The following is a 15,577-nucleotide window of genomic DNA, read 5'->3' on the forward strand; positions in this document are numbered from 1 at the left end:
TTTTTATAAAGAATCAATCACTTTACTGATGCGGTCTGTAATTTCCGAAATGGAGCCTACTCCGTTTACACCGTAGTATTTGTCTTCTTTTTTGTAAAATTCTTTGAGGACTTCAGTTTCCTCATAATATACTTTTATTCTGTTTCGAATGACCTCTTCGTTGGAATCGTCTTTTCTCCCCGAAGTCTTACCGCGTTCTAAAAGGCGTTCTACCAAGACTTCATCCGGCACTTCCAAAGCGATCATGGCATCGATTTGCGAACCTTTAGACTGCATCAATTCACTTAAAGACTCTGCCTGGGCTTTGGTTCTTGGAAACCCGTCGAAAATGAAACCCTTGCTGTCGAGATGTTCTTCTACTTTGGCCTTCAGCATTTTGATGGTGACTTCATCGGGAACCAGCTCTCCTTTATCCATATAGGATTTGGCTAGTTTGCCCAGTTCCGTCTGGTTTTGGATGTGGTGTCTGAACATATCTCCTGTAGAGATATGCTTGAGATCGTATTTTTCTTTCAGATTTTCTGCCTGAGTTCCCTTTCCAGCTCCAGGAGGGCCAAATAGCACGATGTTAATCATTTGAATTTGATTTTAGTTGATATATTTCTGGTATATTTCTTCCTAAGCCGTTGTAATCTAAACCGTAACCTACAATGAACTTATTGGGTATTTCTATACCTACATAATCCACTGGAAATGTTTTTTTGTAAGCTTCGGGTTTTAAAAACAGACTTGCAATCCTGTAGGAAGCCACACCTTCATTTTTTAGAACGTCAACAATATGTTCCAGCGTATTTCCCGTATCTACAATGTCTTCCACTACAATCACATCCCTGCCTCTCAAATTTCCGGCTCCCAGTAGAGTTGAAACTTCTCCGGAAGAAGAGATGCCTTCATAGGAAGCCAGTTTCGTAAAGCTTATCTCGCAGTCACCTTCATAGTACTTCATTAAATCGGATAAAAACATAAAAGCACCATTAAGAATTCCGAGAAAAACCGGGGTTTTAGCAGTGTAGTCTGCACTGATGCGTTCTGCGAGTTCTTTGACTGATTGTTGTAATGTATTTTGATCAAGATAGGGCTCAAATTCCAAATCGTGAAGCTTCACCATGTCATAAATTTTATGAACTGCAAATATAGGAATTCAAAACCTATTAAGTGGAGTCCGTAAACCTAAATAAAAAACTCCCCATTTCAGTTTTGAAAAAGGGAGTCAGTGACTTTAATATACGTTTCAGACTTTATCTGAACACATAGGTTTTTTCTTGTCCACCGGGACTTAAAAAGGTAATTAACATAGGCTCATCCGGATTTTTATTGTTGATGATAGACTTGACGTCTTCTATGGAATTTACTTCTTTTTCGTTTATTTTTGTAATAACCAAACCACTGATATCCGTTTTGGTAAAGCTATTGGGTAACATTTTATTGATTATGACTCCAGAGGCGGAACCATATTTTTCCAGTTCAGCTTCAGAAAGTTCAGTGACTTCTATACCGATATCTTTGATTTGATAGACTTTAAAAATATCGAGAATGACATCGGTCTGTCGCTCATCATTATCTCTTAAGTAAGTGATACTAACGGTTTCTCCTGGATTTTTGGAACTCAGATAGCCGGTCATATCCGCAAATTTTCTTATTTTGATATCATCTATATATTTGATGATATCACCTTTTTGCAGTCCGGCTTCAGAAGCTCCGCTTCCAGGCTCAACACTACTTATATAGAATCCCTGTGAACTTTCTACATCCAGTTCTTTGGCAATTATGCTGTTCAGGTCGCTGCCGGTTACTCCTAAAATGGCTTTTCTTACGTTTCCAAATTCAAGTAAATCTTCAACGATTTTTTTGGCATTATTACTTGGGATGGCAAATGAATACCCAATAAAGGAACCGGTTTGAGAGGTGATAGCGGTATTGATTCCTATCAGTTCGCCACGTGTATTCACCAGGGCGCCGCCACTATTACCCGGGTTTACAGCCGCATCGGTTTGTAAGAACGATTGAAATTGATTATCAGATCTTCCCAGATCTCTTGCTGTTGCACTTATAATTCCTGCTGTTACAGTAGAGGTGAGGTTAAATGGATTTCCTACTGCCAGAACCCACTCACCAATTTCAACAGCGTTAGAATCTCCGAAAGGCAGATAGTCTAAGTCCGTTGCATCAATTTTGAGTAAAGCTATGTCGCTATCTGCTGCCGTTCCCAAAACTTCTGCAATATAGGTCTCGTTATTATTCAAGGTGACCTGTACTTCAGAAGCTCCTTTGATCACATGATTATTGGTTACAATTAAGCCATCTGGACTTAAGATAACGCCTGAGCCAGCACCTCTTATGGCTTTTCGAACATCTCCGCTTCCGTAATAATATTCAAAGGCGCTTCGCGCTTGTCGCGTTGTAGTGATGTTCTTGACGTGGACCACTGCGTTAACTGTTTTCTTGGCGGCTTCAGTAAAATTCAATTCTGAATTTTCTCCGACGTAAGAAGCCAGGTGTGTAGAGGCCGCATTATTTTCCTTTTGCCATGGAATTTCATAGTCTTGCTGCGTTATCGGTTCAGGCTCTTCAAGGAAAAACTTGTAGCCTCCGATACTTAAAACGCTTGCGAACAATGCAATGGATACTAATTGAACACTTTTCTTCATTTGATGATATGATTTTAAATTAAAGTTACTTTCATGTTTTCTATTCAAAACTGAATTTAACCGATTTTTAACCCCTGAACTTCCTTTTATATTTGTCTATATTTGCAAGTTCTAAACCCAAGTGATGGATTTACATTTCTATAAATACCAAGGCACAGGAAACGATTTTGTTTTAATAGATAACAGAAAGTCTAGATTCAAAAACGATACCAAAATTATAAAAGAGGTTTGCGACAGGCGTTTTGGTGTTGGTGCAGACGGGTTAATTCTATTGGAGGATTCCTCCATGGATTTATGCGATTTCAAAATGCTTTACTTCAATGCTGATGGCAATGAAAGTACGATGTGTGGAAATGGAGGCAGGTGTATAGTCGCTTTTGCAAAAAAATTGGGACTCATCGATTCTGAGACTACTTTTGAAGCTGTAGATGGATTACATTCAGCAATTGTAAAAGGGGATTCGGTCAATTTGAAAATGGTAGATGTTCCAATGGTTAACTTGAGCAGAGAGGCTTCTTTCCTGGACACGGGTTCGCCGCATCATGTAGCTTTTGTCGATGACGTATACGATTTCGATGTATTTACGCAGGGAAGACGCATTAGGAATTTGCCAAATTACAAGACTATTAAAGGAACTAATGTCAATTTTATACAAGTTATAGATGATGTTCTGCACGTTAGAACTTATGAGCGAGGAGTAGAAGACGAGACCTTTTCGTGTGGAACAGGAGTTACAGCTGCTGCTATCACTGCCAAAATGTCCAATAAAATCGATCAACTTCCTGTGAAAGTACAGACCAAAGGCGGTGTTCTGGAAGTAGATTTCGAAATTGAAGGTCCCAACGCTGTTAGTAATATCTGGCTAAAAGGTCCGGCCAGGCTGGTTTTTGAAGGAGATTATTATGATTAAATTAAAGAGCAAACACATCTTATTAAGGGCTTTAACTCCGGAAGATCTAGATTTTCTGGAGTTGGTTGAAAATGATGAGCATCTATGGTATCTCAGTGATACTTTGCAGCCTTTCTCCAGATCTGTTTTAAAAGAATACCTGGACCACTCTCACAGAGATATTTACGAAGCCAAACAAATGCGGCTAGTGGTGGGTTTGCATAATAAACAACCCATTGGTTTTATTGACCTTTATGATTTCGACCCTAAGCATAAAAGAGCGGGTTTGGGGATACTTATTTTGGAAGATTATCAATCTAAAGGCTACGGGACGGAAGCTTTGGAACTCATGCTCGATTATGCGTTTGATGTCCTGGACCTGCATCAGTTGTATGCAACAATTATTGAAGAAAATACGCGAAGCCTTAAGTTATTTAAAAGTTTTGGCTTTGAAATGATTGGTTTAAAAAAAGACTGGAGATACATTTCCGGTCATTTCCAGGGTGAATATTTTTTACAAAAAATAAAACATGTACATTAAAAAAATACTGATAGCAGCTTCTATTGTGGGGCTTGTTGTGCTTGGTGGAATAAGTATTTATATCTATACTATAATTTTTTCGCCTAATACCGCATTCGAAACCGATACACAGTCGGTTTATATATCTTCGGATAATTCTATACAAGAGGTTGTAAACCAACTGAATCCTTTATTGAAAGACACCGATAACTTTATCACAGTCGCCAAGAAAAAAGGATACGCCGGCAATGTGAAAGCCGGGCATTTTCTTTTGAAAAAAGGAATGAACAACAATGAAATCATAAACACACTCAGGTCTAGAAATGTTCCAGTTCAAGTGAGTTTCAACAATCAGCACCGACTGGAAAATTTGGCCGGGAGAGTCGCTGAGCAAATAGAAGCCGATAGTCTGGAGGTCTTGTTAGCATTGACTTCAAAAACCTTCCTGGATTCTCTTGAGATTAGTGCATTGGAAAGTTTGAAGTATTACATTCCCAATACTTATGAATTCTACTGGAACACTTCAGGTGAAGAGTTTCGTGATAGAATGGTGAATTATTATGATGAATTCTGGAATGCCCAAAGACTTAAAAAGGCTGAAGATATCGATTTGTCTCCTCAGGAAGTTATGTCTCTGGCGGCCATCGTTCAAAAGGAAACGGCTCAGGTGGAAGAACGTCCGAGGGTTGCCGGGGTTTACTTAAACAGATTGCGAAGAGGAATGAAACTCCAGGCAGATCCAACAGTGATTTTTGCCCTTCAATATGAAAATCAGGATTTCGAAACCCCCATCAAACGGGTGCTTTATAAAGATCTGGAAATGGATTCACCTTATAACACTTATAAGTATACCGGCGTGCCTCCCGGACTTATTGCCATGCCGGATATTTCTTCCATAGATGCAGTGCTCAACGCCGAGTCTCACGACTATCTTTATTTTGCTGCCAATCCTGAAAATCCCGGTTATCATCAATTTGCAAAAACCTTGGCTCAGCACAATCGCAATGCGAGGCTGTATCAAAAGTGGGTTAACAAACAAGAAATATATAGATAAAAACATTGAGTTTTTACATCAGCAAAAAGCCCTTAGGAATTTATCCTAAGGGCTTTTGATTTATGCGATGCTCGGGATTTAAACCCCCACAGCATACATTTTTTCACGCTGTTCTTTGATCTTAGGATCAGACATATACTCATCGAAGGTGGAGAATTTATCGATGATGCCGTTTGGCGTAAGTTCTATCACTCTATTACCAACAGTCTGTGCAAATTGATGATCGTGAGTGGTCAGTAAAATATTTCCTTTGAAATTGTTCAGTGAATTATTGAAGGCCGTAATGGTTTCCAGATCCAAGTGATTGGTAGGTTCATCTAAGATTAAGACATTCGCTCTGGTCATCATCATTCGACTTACCATGCACCTTACTTTTTCACCACCAGACAGGACATCGCAGGTTTTTAGAGCTTCATCTCCACTGAAAAGCATTTTTCCTAAAAATCCCCGGATGTGGACTTCTTCTCTTTCTTCTTCGGTTTTGGCCCACTGTCTCAACCAGTCCACCAGTGAGAGTTTACTTTCAAAATATTCGCTGTTGTCGTTTGGCAGATAAGATTGATTGGTAGTCACCCCCCATTTGTAAGAACCCGTGTCAGGTTCGGTTTTACCATTGATGATTTCGTAAAATGCAGTAGTCGCTCTAGAGTCTTTTGAGTAAATCACTACTTTGTCTCCTTTGTTGAGGTTGACATGAACCTTGGTGAATATCTTCTCGCCATCAATACTAGCCGATAAGTTTTCAGCATGTAAGATTTGATCTCCAGCTTCCCTTTCTTTTTCGAAAATAATAGCGGGATACCTTCTGTTGGAGGGTTTTATGTTTTGAAAATCCAATTTATCCAGCATTTTCTTTCTGGAGGTCGCCTGTTTGGATTTGGCAACATTGGCGCTGAAGCGTTCTATAAACTGTTGAAGCTCTTTTTTCTTTTCCTCAGCTTTTTTATTTTGCTGGGCTCTTTGTTTGGCTGCTAATTGGGAAGATTCATACCAAAAGGTATAATTACCGCTATAATGAGTTATTTTCCCGAAATCAATATCAGAAATATGCGTACATACCGCATCTAAAAAGTGACGGTCGTGAGAAACCACGATGACTGTATTGTCAAAATTGGCTAAAAAGTTTTCTAACCAGGTTATGGTTTCGTAATCCAAATCGTTGGTAGGCTCATCCATGATCAGCACATCGGGATTTCCAAAAATCGCTTTGGCCAAAAGTACTCTTACCCGTTGTTGGCCATCGAGGTCTTTGACCAGGGTGTAATGAAGGTCGGAACCTATACCCAGGTTGGAAAGTAAGGCCGCAGCATTGCTTTCTGCATTCCATCCGTCCATTTCTTCAAATTCAACTTGTAATACTCCCACGCGTTCGCCGTCTGCATCATTGAAGTCCTCCTTGGCATAGATATCATCCATCTCTTTTTTAATTTTAAAAAGAGGCTCATTACCCATCATCACTGTTTCCAGGACATTAAAATCATCATACATAGAGTGATCCTGTTCCAGTACAGACATACGTTTGCCCGGTTCCAGGTGAACATGCCCGGAAGTAGGATCCATTTTTCCTGAAATAATATTTAAGAACGTAGACTTACCAGCGCCGTTAGCACCAATAATACCATAACAATTGCCAGAAGTGAAACTGGTATTGACTTCGTCAAAAAGGATGCGCTTACCAAATTGAACAGAAAGATTTGAAACTGAAAGCATAATAAAGCTGAATTTTTTGCAAAAGTACTCATTTTATTATAATGCCTAAAGAATTATTGGCCTGCTTTTTTTAACGGTGGCTTAACATGTTTACAGTTTATGTAAAACTAGTTTTGTAATGTTAATGGATTATATGAAGTATCTTTTTGCTGGTTTTCTAATGGTTTGTTTCAGTTGTTCTTCAGAACAGGAAAACGATCTAACTTTTATTGGTGGCCGAGTTGTCAATCCCAATTCTAGCTATGTCACTTTAGAGCATAATGATGAGGTTATTGACACCATTCCTTTAGATTCAAATAATAATTTTGGTTACGAGTTTGCGCAGGAGGAAGAGTCGATTTATACCTTTAAACATTATCCGGAGAGTCAAAATATTTATTTAAAACCAGGAGACAGTGCAGTTTTGAGAGTCAATACTCTGGAATTCGATGAATCCTTAAGTTTTGGCGGGAGTTCTTCAGCAGAGAATAACTTTCTGATCAATATGTTTCTTTTGAACGAACATGACAACGAACTGATCCTGTCATATTACAAAATTTCCCCACAGCGTTTTATTGAAAAAACGGACTCTATCATGAGTCTTCGCCTTAAAAATTTTAAAAGCTTAAAGGCAGAATCAGAATTCACAGCCTACTTTGAAAACATAGCGGAAAGCACGATTGAATATGAGCATTATGACATGAGAGAGCGTTATGCGTTTTTGATGAAAAAATATATTCCGAGTAAGTTTGACGAGTTCCCAGACTATTATTTTGATTACAGAGAAGCGGTAAATTTTAATCATCCCGATTTGGTATCAAATTTCAGTTATATGCGGTTCTTAGATAATTACTTAAGAAATAAGTCTATCGAAATTTGCGAAACTGAAAATAGAGATTGCTTCGATTTGAACGATCATCAAAATTTGAAACGCCGACTGAATCTTGTTCATGATTTATTTGACAATGAATATTTGAAATCCAATTTCTTTAACCGCTTCATCAGAAGGGAGATTGTTTTTTCTAAAACTGAAGAGCAATTGAAAGAAACCTTGGCCCTGATTGACAAATTTGATCTTTCTGCCCTGGATAAAGAAGAACTACATCAATTGACGACTATTCAAAGTAAATATCTGGTTGGAAAAAACTTAAAAGATTTGAGTCTGAGGACCCCGGCCATGGATACTGTTCAGCTTTATCAAATTTCAAAAGCTAAGCCGATTGTGATGTACACCTGGTCAGCCCTGACTTTTGAAAGTAAAAAAAACAATCTCAAAAAGATTAAAGAACTTCGCGAAAAATACCCTGAACTCGATTTTATAAGTATCAACTTAGATTTCCAGAATCTCAATTTATGGAGAAATGCGCTCAAGCGATTTAATCACCCTTCACAAACTGAATTTCAGGTCGTTTCTGATGTGCCTCCCAATACCTATGGATTCTTTAAAAATTATCTCAATCGGGTTTACGTTTTAGATGAAAATTATAGCCTGACTAATAATTCCTTGAGTTTATTTGATCCAAAGCTTGAAAGTCATATCCTTGAAGTGTTAAATCGATAACCGGATTAAATCGTTGATTATTAGATTTTTATTCCATTTATAAGTCATTCCACTATCATTTTGCCAAAGCGGTTTTTAATACATAAAATAAGCCTACCTTTGCACACTTAAAATTACGCCTTTTTATGAATATCAAGAACATTGCGATTATCGCTCACGTTGACCACGGCAAGACAACTTTGGTGGACAAAATTATGCATTACTGTAAATTGTTTCGTGACAACGAATCCACAGGAGATCTTATACTAGATAATAACGATCTCGAGCGGGAGAGAGGGATAACGATTGTCTCCAAAAACGTTTCTGTAGTTTACAAAGACACAAAAATCAATATTATAGACACTCCTGGTCACGCCGATTTTGGCGGGGAAGTAGAGCGAGTGCTTAACATGGCCGATGGTGTTTTACTTTTAGTAGATGCCTTTGAAGGACCTATGCCACAAACGCGTTTTGTGCTTCAAAAAGCTCTGGACCTGGGGCTTAAGCCTTGTGTGGTCATCAATAAAGTCGATAAGCCAAACTGTACTCCAGATGAGGTTCATGAGAAAGTATTTGACTTGATGTATGAGCTTGGTGCTGAAGAATGGCAACTGGATTTTCCAGCGGTATATGGTTCGGCATTGAACAACTGGATGAGTGAGAGTCCAGATGAAAAAACAGATAATATCGAGCCTTTGCTCGATATGGTTATAGAACATATAGAGTCTCCTGAAGTAAAAGAAGGAAATACGCAAATGCTGATTACGTCTTTAGACTTCTCTTCTTATACGGGCAGAATCGCTATAGGTCGTTTGCACAGGGGAACTTTAAAAGAAAATATGCCGGTTTCATTGGTGAAACGTGACGGTAGTATTACTAAAACTCGTATCAAAGAGCTTCACACCTTTGAGGGTGTTGGAAGACGCAGAGTGGAGGAAATTCAGGCTGGTGACATTTGTGCCATTGTTGGCCTTGAAGGTTTTGAGATTGGTGATACGGTTGCCGATATCGAAAATCCTGAAGGTTTGAAATCTATTGCGATCGACGAACCAACGATGAGTATGCTGTTCACGATCAATGATTCTCCTTTCTTCGGAAAAGATGGAAAATTCGTGACTTCCAGACACATCAAGGATCGTTTGACTAAAGAACTGGAAAAGAACTTAGCTCTAAGGGTAGAAGAAACTGATTCTGCAGATAAATTCAACGTTTTCGGACGAGGCGTTATGCACTTATCGGTTTTGATTGAAACCATGCGTAGAGAAGGTTACGAACTTCAAATTGGTCAGCCACAGGTTATCATCAAAGAAATTGACGGCGTGAAGTGTGAGCCTATTGAAGAACTGACTATCGATTTACCTGAGAATATTTCAGGGAAATCTGTTGAGATGGTGACTTTGCGCAAAGGTGAAATGCTGAGCATGGAAGGAAAAGGAGACCGGATGACTATTCAGTTTTTAATACCTTCTCGTGGAATCATTGGTTTAAGAAACCAGTTGATGACCGCTACAGCCGGTGAAGCGATTATGGCTCACCGCTTTAAAGAATTTCAACCGCTTAAAGGGGATATTCCACAGCGTCAGAATGGATCTTTAGTATCCATGGAAAAAGGAAAAGCCATTCCTTATTCTATCGATAAACTTCAGGACAGAGGTAAGTTTTTTGTAGACCCGGGCGAAGAGATTTACGAGGGTCAGGTCATTGGTGAAAACTCAAGGTCTGATGATATGACTGTGAATATCACAAAAACTAAAAAACTATCTAACGTGAGATCTTCCGGTGCAGATGATAAAGCTAAAATTGTTCCGGCGAAGAAATTCTCCCTGGAAGAAGCTTTGGAATACATCCAGAAAGATGAATACGTGGAAGTAACCCCACATTTTTTAAGAATACGTAAAATCTATTTGACCGAAACCGATCGTAAACGTTTCAAAATCATCTAGCAGATCGTTTTATATAAAGTTGAAAAGCCTGTTCAAATTTTTGAACAGGCTTTCTTTTTTTTATTTGTATTATGCGATTTCTAATCTTTAATTTTGATCAGAATTTTTAAGATTTAAGTTATGATGAAAACTAAACTGTAATTGATTTTTGGAAAAGGTTTCCGTTTCTTGTCTCATCCATCCGAATTGAACTTTAGCGCTGTTACTTATGATGTAGCCCAGCCCAAAGTAAGTTCGATTCCTATCAAAAAGTTCAACTTCACTTATACCATTGTTTCGTTCTCCATTGATGAATAATTCGTTGTAAAAAGCGGTGTAAAAGGTTTTAGGCACAAGCTCTTTTGAATTTAATCCTACATTGATAAATAGGTTATACCTTAAGCGTGTTCTAAAATCCTGATTTTCTATCCAGCGTTGTTCGTATCTAAACCTATGAGTCAAATGAACTCTCTGTAAAATCTTTTGGCCGAAAAGAGCTTCTTGATAAATCCTATTTTCATTGATTGTCGATGAACTTCTCCCAGGACTTCCAGTAGTAATATTGGCATAGCCAAGTGTAAATAATACAGAAGAATCATCAGTCCTATAAGTAACTCCAGACCTTAATAAGAGCTGTTCCAAATCTCCAATGCTATTCCAGTTTCTGTATTGAAAATCACCCTGGACACCAAAATTGGATTCTTCAAAATTGACATTATAAAAGTACATATACCAACTTCCAAGTTTGGATTCTTCAACTTGAGATAAGGCAGTAAACGATAATAAAAGCCCAAGGCTTAGAAATAAATATTTCATTATTATGAGTTTTGATTTGGAATAAAAATGATCTGTAAATCTAGAAAAATAAAGGCTTTTATATTTCTAAAAGACCATCAAACATCAATTTAATATCTTCCGGTAAAACGATGAGGTCATCGACAAACTCCACATCTGTTTTATAAAAATTGGCTTCAGAAATGATGGAGGCCTGTTGAGCCTTAAGGCTCATTTGCAGGGATATTAAGGCGTGTTCACCTCGCGGTGCTTTGGGGGTAAAGGTGATGGGCAAAACCCTTTTTCCAAAGAGTTCTCCGGAATCGGTTATCCATTCCAGCATGTTTTTAAGGACTGCCGGGATGTTGTGATTGTACTCCGGAGTGGAGATGAGCACCAGATCCGCCTGTGTGATACGATCGCGCAGTAGATTTATGATTTCAGGCATTCCGGCATTAAGCCGTTCCGTCGTAAATAAGGGAAAACGATAAAGCCCTTCGTAGACTTCAGCCGTATGTTTATCGGAAAGGTGTTCAGCGATAGCCTTAAGGAATTTGACATTACTGCTGTCTCTGGAAGCGGAACCGGAAATACATAAAATCTTCATTTTTTATGTTGAATATAAGCAATTTCAAAAGCATGGAGAACATTAACCTATCCAGATTTTAAAGTCTTTCACCCGTTCCCGACTTACAATAACAGGCTGGTCAAGAGCTTTCAAATTGATTTTGATTCTACTGGTGGAATAGCTCAGCATATCCTGAATTGCCAAATAATGAATGATATGGCTTCGATTTATTCTGAAAAAATCTTTGGGGGACAATTTAGGCTCAAGCTGGTTGAGGGATTCATCGATGACGTAATGCTTTCCTTCATAAGTCACCAGGGAAGTCGCCTTATCTGAACTTTCAAAACAGGCAATCTCATCGGCGGAATAGGTTTTAAGCTTTTCGCCCACTTTCACAGAAAAACGAGTCTTATATTCAGCATCGTTTTGGGACTTCAGCAAAAGACTTTTCAGCAATTTGGCGTCGATGGATTCTGAGGATTTTCTCTTTTCAAACTTCTTAAGAGCTGATTTGAGTTCCTCCTTATCAATTGGTTTGAGGAGGTAGTCAATGCTATTGAGTTTAAAGGCTTTCAGGGCATATTCATCGTAAGCCGTCGTGAAAATTAAATCGGATTCGATATGGACCTGTTCAAAAATTTCAAAAGACAAGCCATCACTCAATTGAATATCTAGAAAAATCAAGTCAACTTTAGGTTCTTTCTGAAACCATTCTATCGCCTCTTCTACCGAATGTAATTTTTTGAAAACAATATAATCAAGTGCAGTGAGTATTCTCTCAAGTCTTCTTGCTGCCGGTTTTTCATCTTCTACGATAACTATCTTGCTCATAAGTTTTGAGTTTGAATGAGAGGTAATTTTACTCTAAAGGTATCAGAATCTTTTTCAATTTCGATTGGACTTTCAGTATACCTTTCAAATCGCTTCCTGATGTTCATCAAACCTATTCCGTTTCTTTTGGAGTCATTAGCCTTTGGGTTCGCATTGTTTTGAATAACGAAATGTTCTTTAGTTTGATAAATCTGGATGATTAATGGAGACTTTTCTGTCACTTTGTTGTGTTTTACGGCATTTTCAATTAAAAGCTGAAGAGAAAGCGGAACTGTATCATAAGATTCGTCTGGGACTTCAATGCTGTATTCCAAACTGTCTTCAAACCGGGTAGAGAGCAGATTCAAATAGACTCTGGCAAAATCCAGTTCAGAAGAAATACTTACCAGATCTTCCTGTCGCTGGTCCAACACGTAGCGATACACTTTAGACAGGCTTGTGGTAAATTCAGTAGCCCGTTTAGGGTCTTCTTCAATTAAGGAGGCTAAGACACTCAGGCTGTTGAACAAAAAGTGCGGATCGAGCTGATCCTGAAGCGCTTTATGCTTGGCTTTGGTATGTTCAATAATTTCTTTCTGAACTTTCAGTTCGGACTCAACTCCAAATTTGTAAAAGTAGTAGGTATGAAAAGCCAGGCTAACAATAAGCGAAATTATTGCTACAAAAATATAGTTGAATAGGCTTTCATTAGCTATGAAGTTTTGAAAAGTGATTCCAAAAAGTAAAACACCTTGGATGAGTCTGGCCATAAAAAATCCAAGAACAGATAAAATCATAGAACCTGGGATGCCAAGAAGAATCAATATAAATGGAGCTTTACGCCAGGAATATTTTTTCTGAATAAGTGTGAAGAAAATCATATTCAATCCTCCTATAAAGAGGGCAGAGGAAAAATTTGTGATAAATCTTTTATAATCTATTAAATAATCTATAGAATTTGCAGACAAAAAATTAATGAAGTTTATCAGTACAGCTATTGCTAAAGATATACCTGCTAATTTATAGAATTGTTGAAGTTGTATTGTTTTCATGATTTTTATTTTGATTCAAAAGTAACTTGAAATGTCATTTTTAAAATCATGTTTTCGATGAATCGACCAATTTGAAAGATGAACTGAATATAAAGCTTAAATTTCAAATGTTCCCATAAAAAAAGCCTCGAAATGAATTCGAGGCTTTGCACAAAGTTTTGCTTTGTGATAGTTATAGTGCTTTACAGACTTAGAACTGGTAACGCAGCGCTAAAGCAATGTCAAAATCCAGATCGTTGTTATAATCTCCAGAACCGATTTCTGGTCTAAAGTCTAAAGCGATAAGCAAAGGAATATCAAAGTTATATTCAATACCAATATTACCAGCACCGAAGACAAAAACTTCACTGTCATCATCAAAACCACCATCCCGATAACCGTTATCGTAGCTTACACTACCAAGACCAGCACCAAAGCCTGCAAACCAGTTGAATCCTCCTTCTATATTCCAAACCCAGTGGTATAAACCTGTCAGTTTAAAAGCATCGAAATTATCATTATTTCTCCATCCCAAATCAAGTTCAAGGCGGTTGTTATCTCCCAGTGCATTTTGGTAAGAAATTTCTGCTCCATACCCGTTATTTCCACCAAATCTTAATCCAATAGCATGTTCAGAAATAGATTGCGCCTGAGATTGAAAACCAAAGGCAACGATAAAACATGCTGCAATAAGTAACTTTTTCATAAATCAATATTTATATTATATGTAAGTAAATCTAAGCATACAAGTCGACAATCATACAAGTGTTAAGCCAATGTTAAGCCAATCTTTATCTCCTGCTTTGCATCTATTGCTCAGTTTGATAATTCTAAACTTTAAATTACTGAAAAGGCAATGTTTAGCATAAAAAAAGCGCACCTAAAAGATGCGCTCAACTTATAATTATTTTATTCTTCTAATTAAAACTCAAAAGCAACATAAACCTGAAAGGTTGAGTTTCTTGCTTCAATTCCTGCAAAATTTGCAAAATCATTGGCGATTATGTTTTGTAAGCCGTAGTAATATCTTACACCTACTACCAGTGGGGCCAGATGGGTATTTGCTCCTACAGCGAGTCCATAATCAAAGTCTTTAAAATTATCCGTACTGATGTCATCAGAAAAAGATGAGCCACCAGCTGTTTCACCAGAAACATTTGCACTTAAAAGGTAAGAAGCATAAGCTCCACCTTCTATAAACAGGAAATCTGCAATTCCAACAGAAGCCAGAAAAGGTAATTCCAAATAACCAAGGCCGAGCTCAGCCTGACCGCTGCTACCTTCAATTTCTGCCCCTTTTCCGGAATATCCGAGACCAGCTTGTAAATAAAGCAAATTGTCTATGAGCGGACTTCTCGAATAGACTCCGAAATGCAGTCCGCTTCGTAAATTTTTATCATTCACGTTTTCAGTGAAAAAGTTAGATAAATTCAGTCCGCCCCTTACCCCAAAAGCATTTTCCTGAGCTTGGGTGGTAAAAGCCATCAGGCCTAAAATAAGAACGCAGGTAAGTGTTTTCATCGTATGTTTCATGTTGAAAATGTTTTGTATGATTTAAAATAAAATGGAATTGAAGTCAGGGGCTTCAGGGGTAAATTATGAGGGAAACTAGGGACGATTTTCATCTAAAAGAGCACCTTCGTCATCGAACTTCAAAATGCTGAGATTAGCATCGGAGTTGAAATAACAATTAAAGAAGAGTTGATCGCGAAATCTTATTTTTTGAATCTTAATAAAATTATCTGGAAATTCTGCATAAAGACGACCGAGATCAGAATCTTTATAATCAGAATCCAGTTGAGCTATATTCTCTATTTCTACTTGCTCTAGTCCCTTGGAAGTATTCACAGTTATTTGAGATGTACCAGCGCTTGTAAAATTAGCTACGTCTTCTATCAAACCCAATGTCTTGCTCATAATCCCGATTTTCTATATTAACGCCAAAGTTATGTACTATAGTATGTATTAAAAGAGGATTTAATTGTAATTTGTGATGAAAAGTCAACCTTTCTTAAATTAAACACAATGCAATTCTGCTCTAATAGGAGGTCATATTTTCACCTTTTCCCTGCCTTAGGGTGTAAGCGTCTCATATCGATAATCTTGAGTTATTTTGTGGGCAATATAATTTG

Annotated in this window: 16 protein-coding genes; 5 read left to right on the forward strand and 11 right to left on the reverse strand. The window is 37.8% G+C overall.

The features are described from left to right. Positions 1-3: 3 nt before the first annotated feature. The 3 genes from BLP81_RS03465 to BLP81_RS03475 form a co-directional block, all read right to left on the reverse strand. Positions 4-576 carry an adenylate kinase gene (locus BLP81_RS03465; protein ID WP_093365730.1) on the reverse strand — a complete coding sequence of 191 codons (573 nt, stop codon included), beginning with the start codon at positions 574-576 and terminating at the stop codon, positions 4-6. Next, positions 569-1,108: a hypoxanthine phosphoribosyltransferase gene (gene hpt, locus BLP81_RS03470; protein WP_093365733.1), complete on the reverse strand. Its 540-nt coding sequence runs from the start codon at positions 1,106-1,108 to the stop codon at positions 569-571. The genes BLP81_RS03465 and hpt overlap by 8 nt, the downstream gene beginning before the upstream one ends. A 130-nt stretch (positions 1,109-1,238) precedes the next feature. Next, positions 1,239-2,648 carry a trypsin-like peptidase domain-containing protein gene (locus BLP81_RS03475; protein WP_093365735.1) on the reverse strand — a complete coding sequence of 470 codons (1,410 nt, stop codon included), beginning with the start codon at positions 2,646-2,648 and terminating at the stop codon, positions 1,239-1,241. Between the two features lie 124 nt (positions 2,649-2,772). Between BLP81_RS03475 and dapF the strand changes: the two genes are divergently transcribed. The 3 genes from dapF to mltG are packed head-to-tail and all read left to right on the forward strand — an operon-like array spanning position 2,773 to position 5,111. Continuing rightward, positions 2,773-3,558, forward strand: coding sequence for a diaminopimelate epimerase (dapF, locus tag BLP81_RS03480; protein ID WP_093365737.1), 786 nt, complete (start codon positions 2,773-2,775; stop codon positions 3,556-3,558). Then, positions 3,551-4,078, forward strand: a complete 528-nt coding sequence (locus BLP81_RS03485; RefSeq protein ID WP_093365740.1) for a GNAT family N-acetyltransferase — start codon at positions 3,551-3,553, stop codon at positions 4,076-4,078. Before dapF ends, BLP81_RS03485 begins: the two co-directional genes overlap by 8 nt. After that, a complete protein-coding gene (gene mltG / locus BLP81_RS03490) occupies positions 4,068-5,111 on the forward strand; it encodes an endolytic transglycosylase MltG (protein ID WP_093365743.1) in 1,044 nt (347 codons plus the stop codon). Before BLP81_RS03485 ends, mltG begins: the two co-directional genes overlap by 11 nt. 78 nt (positions 5,112-5,189) lie before the next feature. On the opposite strand, the gene BLP81_RS03495 is transcribed toward mltG, so the two are convergent. After that, a complete protein-coding gene (locus BLP81_RS03495; protein ID WP_093365746.1) occupies positions 5,190-6,821 on the reverse strand; it encodes an ABC-F family ATP-binding cassette domain-containing protein in 1,632 nt (543 codons plus the stop codon). A 133-nt stretch (positions 6,822-6,954) separates the two neighbouring features. On the opposite strand from BLP81_RS03495, the gene BLP81_RS03500 reads away from it, so the two are divergent. Next, the gene (locus tag BLP81_RS03500) at positions 6,955-8,361 is read left to right on the forward strand and encodes a hypothetical protein (RefSeq protein ID WP_093365749.1); all 1,407 of its coding nucleotides are present in this window, start codon (positions 6,955-6,957) and stop codon (positions 8,359-8,361) included. Positions 8,362-8,486: 125 nt separating this feature from the next. Further along, on the forward strand, positions 8,487-10,283 hold the full coding sequence (gene typA, locus BLP81_RS03505; protein WP_093365752.1) for a translational GTPase TypA: 1,797 nt from the start codon (positions 8,487-8,489) through the stop codon (positions 10,281-10,283). Positions 10,284-10,370: 87 nt separating this feature from the next. Here the strand turns inward: typA and BLP81_RS03510 are convergent, their stop codons facing one another. The 7 genes from BLP81_RS03510 to BLP81_RS03540 all read right to left on the reverse strand — a co-directional run bounded on the left by BLP81_RS03510 (position 10,371) and on the right by BLP81_RS03540 (position 15,362). Beyond that, a complete protein-coding gene (locus BLP81_RS03510) occupies positions 10,371-11,078 on the reverse strand; it encodes a DUF2490 domain-containing protein (protein WP_093365755.1) in 708 nt (235 codons plus the stop codon). A 58-nt stretch (positions 11,079-11,136) separates the two neighbouring features. Beyond that, positions 11,137-11,643, reverse strand: a complete 507-nt coding sequence (locus tag BLP81_RS03515; RefSeq protein ID WP_093365758.1) for an NADPH-dependent FMN reductase — start codon at positions 11,641-11,643, stop codon at positions 11,137-11,139. 42 nt (positions 11,644-11,685) lie between these two features. After that, complete coding sequence (locus BLP81_RS03520) at positions 11,686-12,435, reverse strand: LytR/AlgR family response regulator transcription factor (protein WP_093365761.1); 750 nt, start codon at positions 12,433-12,435, stop codon at positions 11,686-11,688. Beyond that, the gene (locus BLP81_RS03525) at positions 12,432-13,466 is read right to left on the reverse strand and encodes a sensor histidine kinase (RefSeq protein ID WP_093365763.1); all 1,035 of its coding nucleotides are present in this window, start codon (positions 13,464-13,466) and stop codon (positions 12,432-12,434) included. Before BLP81_RS03525 ends, BLP81_RS03520 begins: the two co-directional genes overlap by 4 nt. Before the next feature lie 190 nt (positions 13,467-13,656). Continuing rightward, complete coding sequence (locus tag BLP81_RS03530; protein WP_093365765.1) at positions 13,657-14,151, reverse strand: hypothetical protein; 495 nt, start codon at positions 14,149-14,151, stop codon at positions 13,657-13,659. Between the two features lie 215 nt (positions 14,152-14,366). Further along, entirely contained in the window at positions 14,367-14,978 is a 612-nt protein-coding gene (locus BLP81_RS03535; protein WP_093365767.1) for a porin family protein, read from the reverse strand. A gap of 75 nt (positions 14,979-15,053) precedes the next feature. Further along, on the reverse strand, positions 15,054-15,362 hold the full coding sequence (locus BLP81_RS03540) for a hypothetical protein (protein WP_093365769.1): 309 nt from the start codon (positions 15,360-15,362) through the stop codon (positions 15,054-15,056). Positions 15,363-15,577: the final 215 nt, after the last annotated feature.

The sequence above is a fragment of the Psychroflexus sediminis genome, from assembly GCF_900099815.1.
In the GTDB taxonomy this organism is placed as follows: domain Bacteria; phylum Bacteroidota; class Bacteroidia; order Flavobacteriales; family Flavobacteriaceae; genus Psychroflexus; species Psychroflexus sediminis.

Bases quoted from the DNA above. Each gene is read 5' to 3' on its own strand.
- typA (WP_093365752.1), top strand. From the start codon at position 8,487: ATGAATATCAAGAACATTGCGATTATCGCTCACGTTGACCACGGCAAG.
- BLP81_RS03510 (WP_093365755.1), bottom strand. From the start codon at position 11,078: ATGAAATATTTATTTCTAAGCCTTGGGCTTTTATTATCGTTTACTGCC.
- BLP81_RS03485 (WP_093365740.1), top strand. From the start codon at position 3,551: ATGATTAAATTAAAGAGCAAACACATCTTATTAAGGGCTTTAACTCCG.
- BLP81_RS03530 (WP_093365765.1), bottom strand. From the start codon at position 14,151: ATGAAAAAGTTACTTATTGCAGCATGTTTTATCGTTGCCTTTGGTTTT.
- dapF (WP_093365737.1), top strand. From the start codon at position 2,773: ATGGATTTACATTTCTATAAATACCAAGGCACAGGAAACGATTTTGTT.
- BLP81_RS03540 (WP_093365769.1), bottom strand. From the start codon at position 15,362: ATGAGCAAGACATTGGGTTTGATAGAAGACGTAGCTAATTTTACAAGC.
- BLP81_RS03520 (WP_093365761.1), bottom strand. From the start codon at position 12,435: ATGAGCAAGATAGTTATCGTAGAAGATGAAAAACCGGCAGCAAGAAGA.
- mltG (WP_093365743.1), top strand. From the start codon at position 4,068: ATGTACATTAAAAAAATACTGATAGCAGCTTCTATTGTGGGGCTTGTT.
- BLP81_RS03525 (WP_093365763.1), bottom strand. From the start codon at position 13,466: ATGAAAACAATACAACTTCAACAATTCTATAAATTAGCAGGTATATCT.
- BLP81_RS03465 (WP_093365730.1), bottom strand. From the start codon at position 576: ATGATTAACATCGTGCTATTTGGCCCTCCTGGAGCTGGAAAGGGAACT.
- BLP81_RS03475 (WP_093365735.1), bottom strand. From the start codon at position 2,648: ATGAAGAAAAGTGTTCAATTAGTATCCATTGCATTGTTCGCAAGCGTT.
- BLP81_RS03495 (WP_093365746.1), bottom strand. From the start codon at position 6,821: ATGCTTTCAGTTTCAAATCTTTCTGTTCAATTTGGTAAGCGCATCCTT.
- BLP81_RS03535 (WP_093365767.1), bottom strand. From the start codon at position 14,978: ATGAAACATACGATGAAAACACTTACCTGCGTTCTTATTTTAGGCCTG.
- BLP81_RS03500 (WP_093365749.1), top strand. From the start codon at position 6,955: ATGAAGTATCTTTTTGCTGGTTTTCTAATGGTTTGTTTCAGTTGTTCT.
- hpt (WP_093365733.1), bottom strand. From the start codon at position 1,108: ATGGTGAAGCTTCACGATTTGGAATTTGAGCCCTATCTTGATCAAAAT.
- BLP81_RS03515 (WP_093365758.1), bottom strand. From the start codon at position 11,643: ATGAAGATTTTATGTATTTCCGGTTCCGCTTCCAGAGACAGCAGTAAT.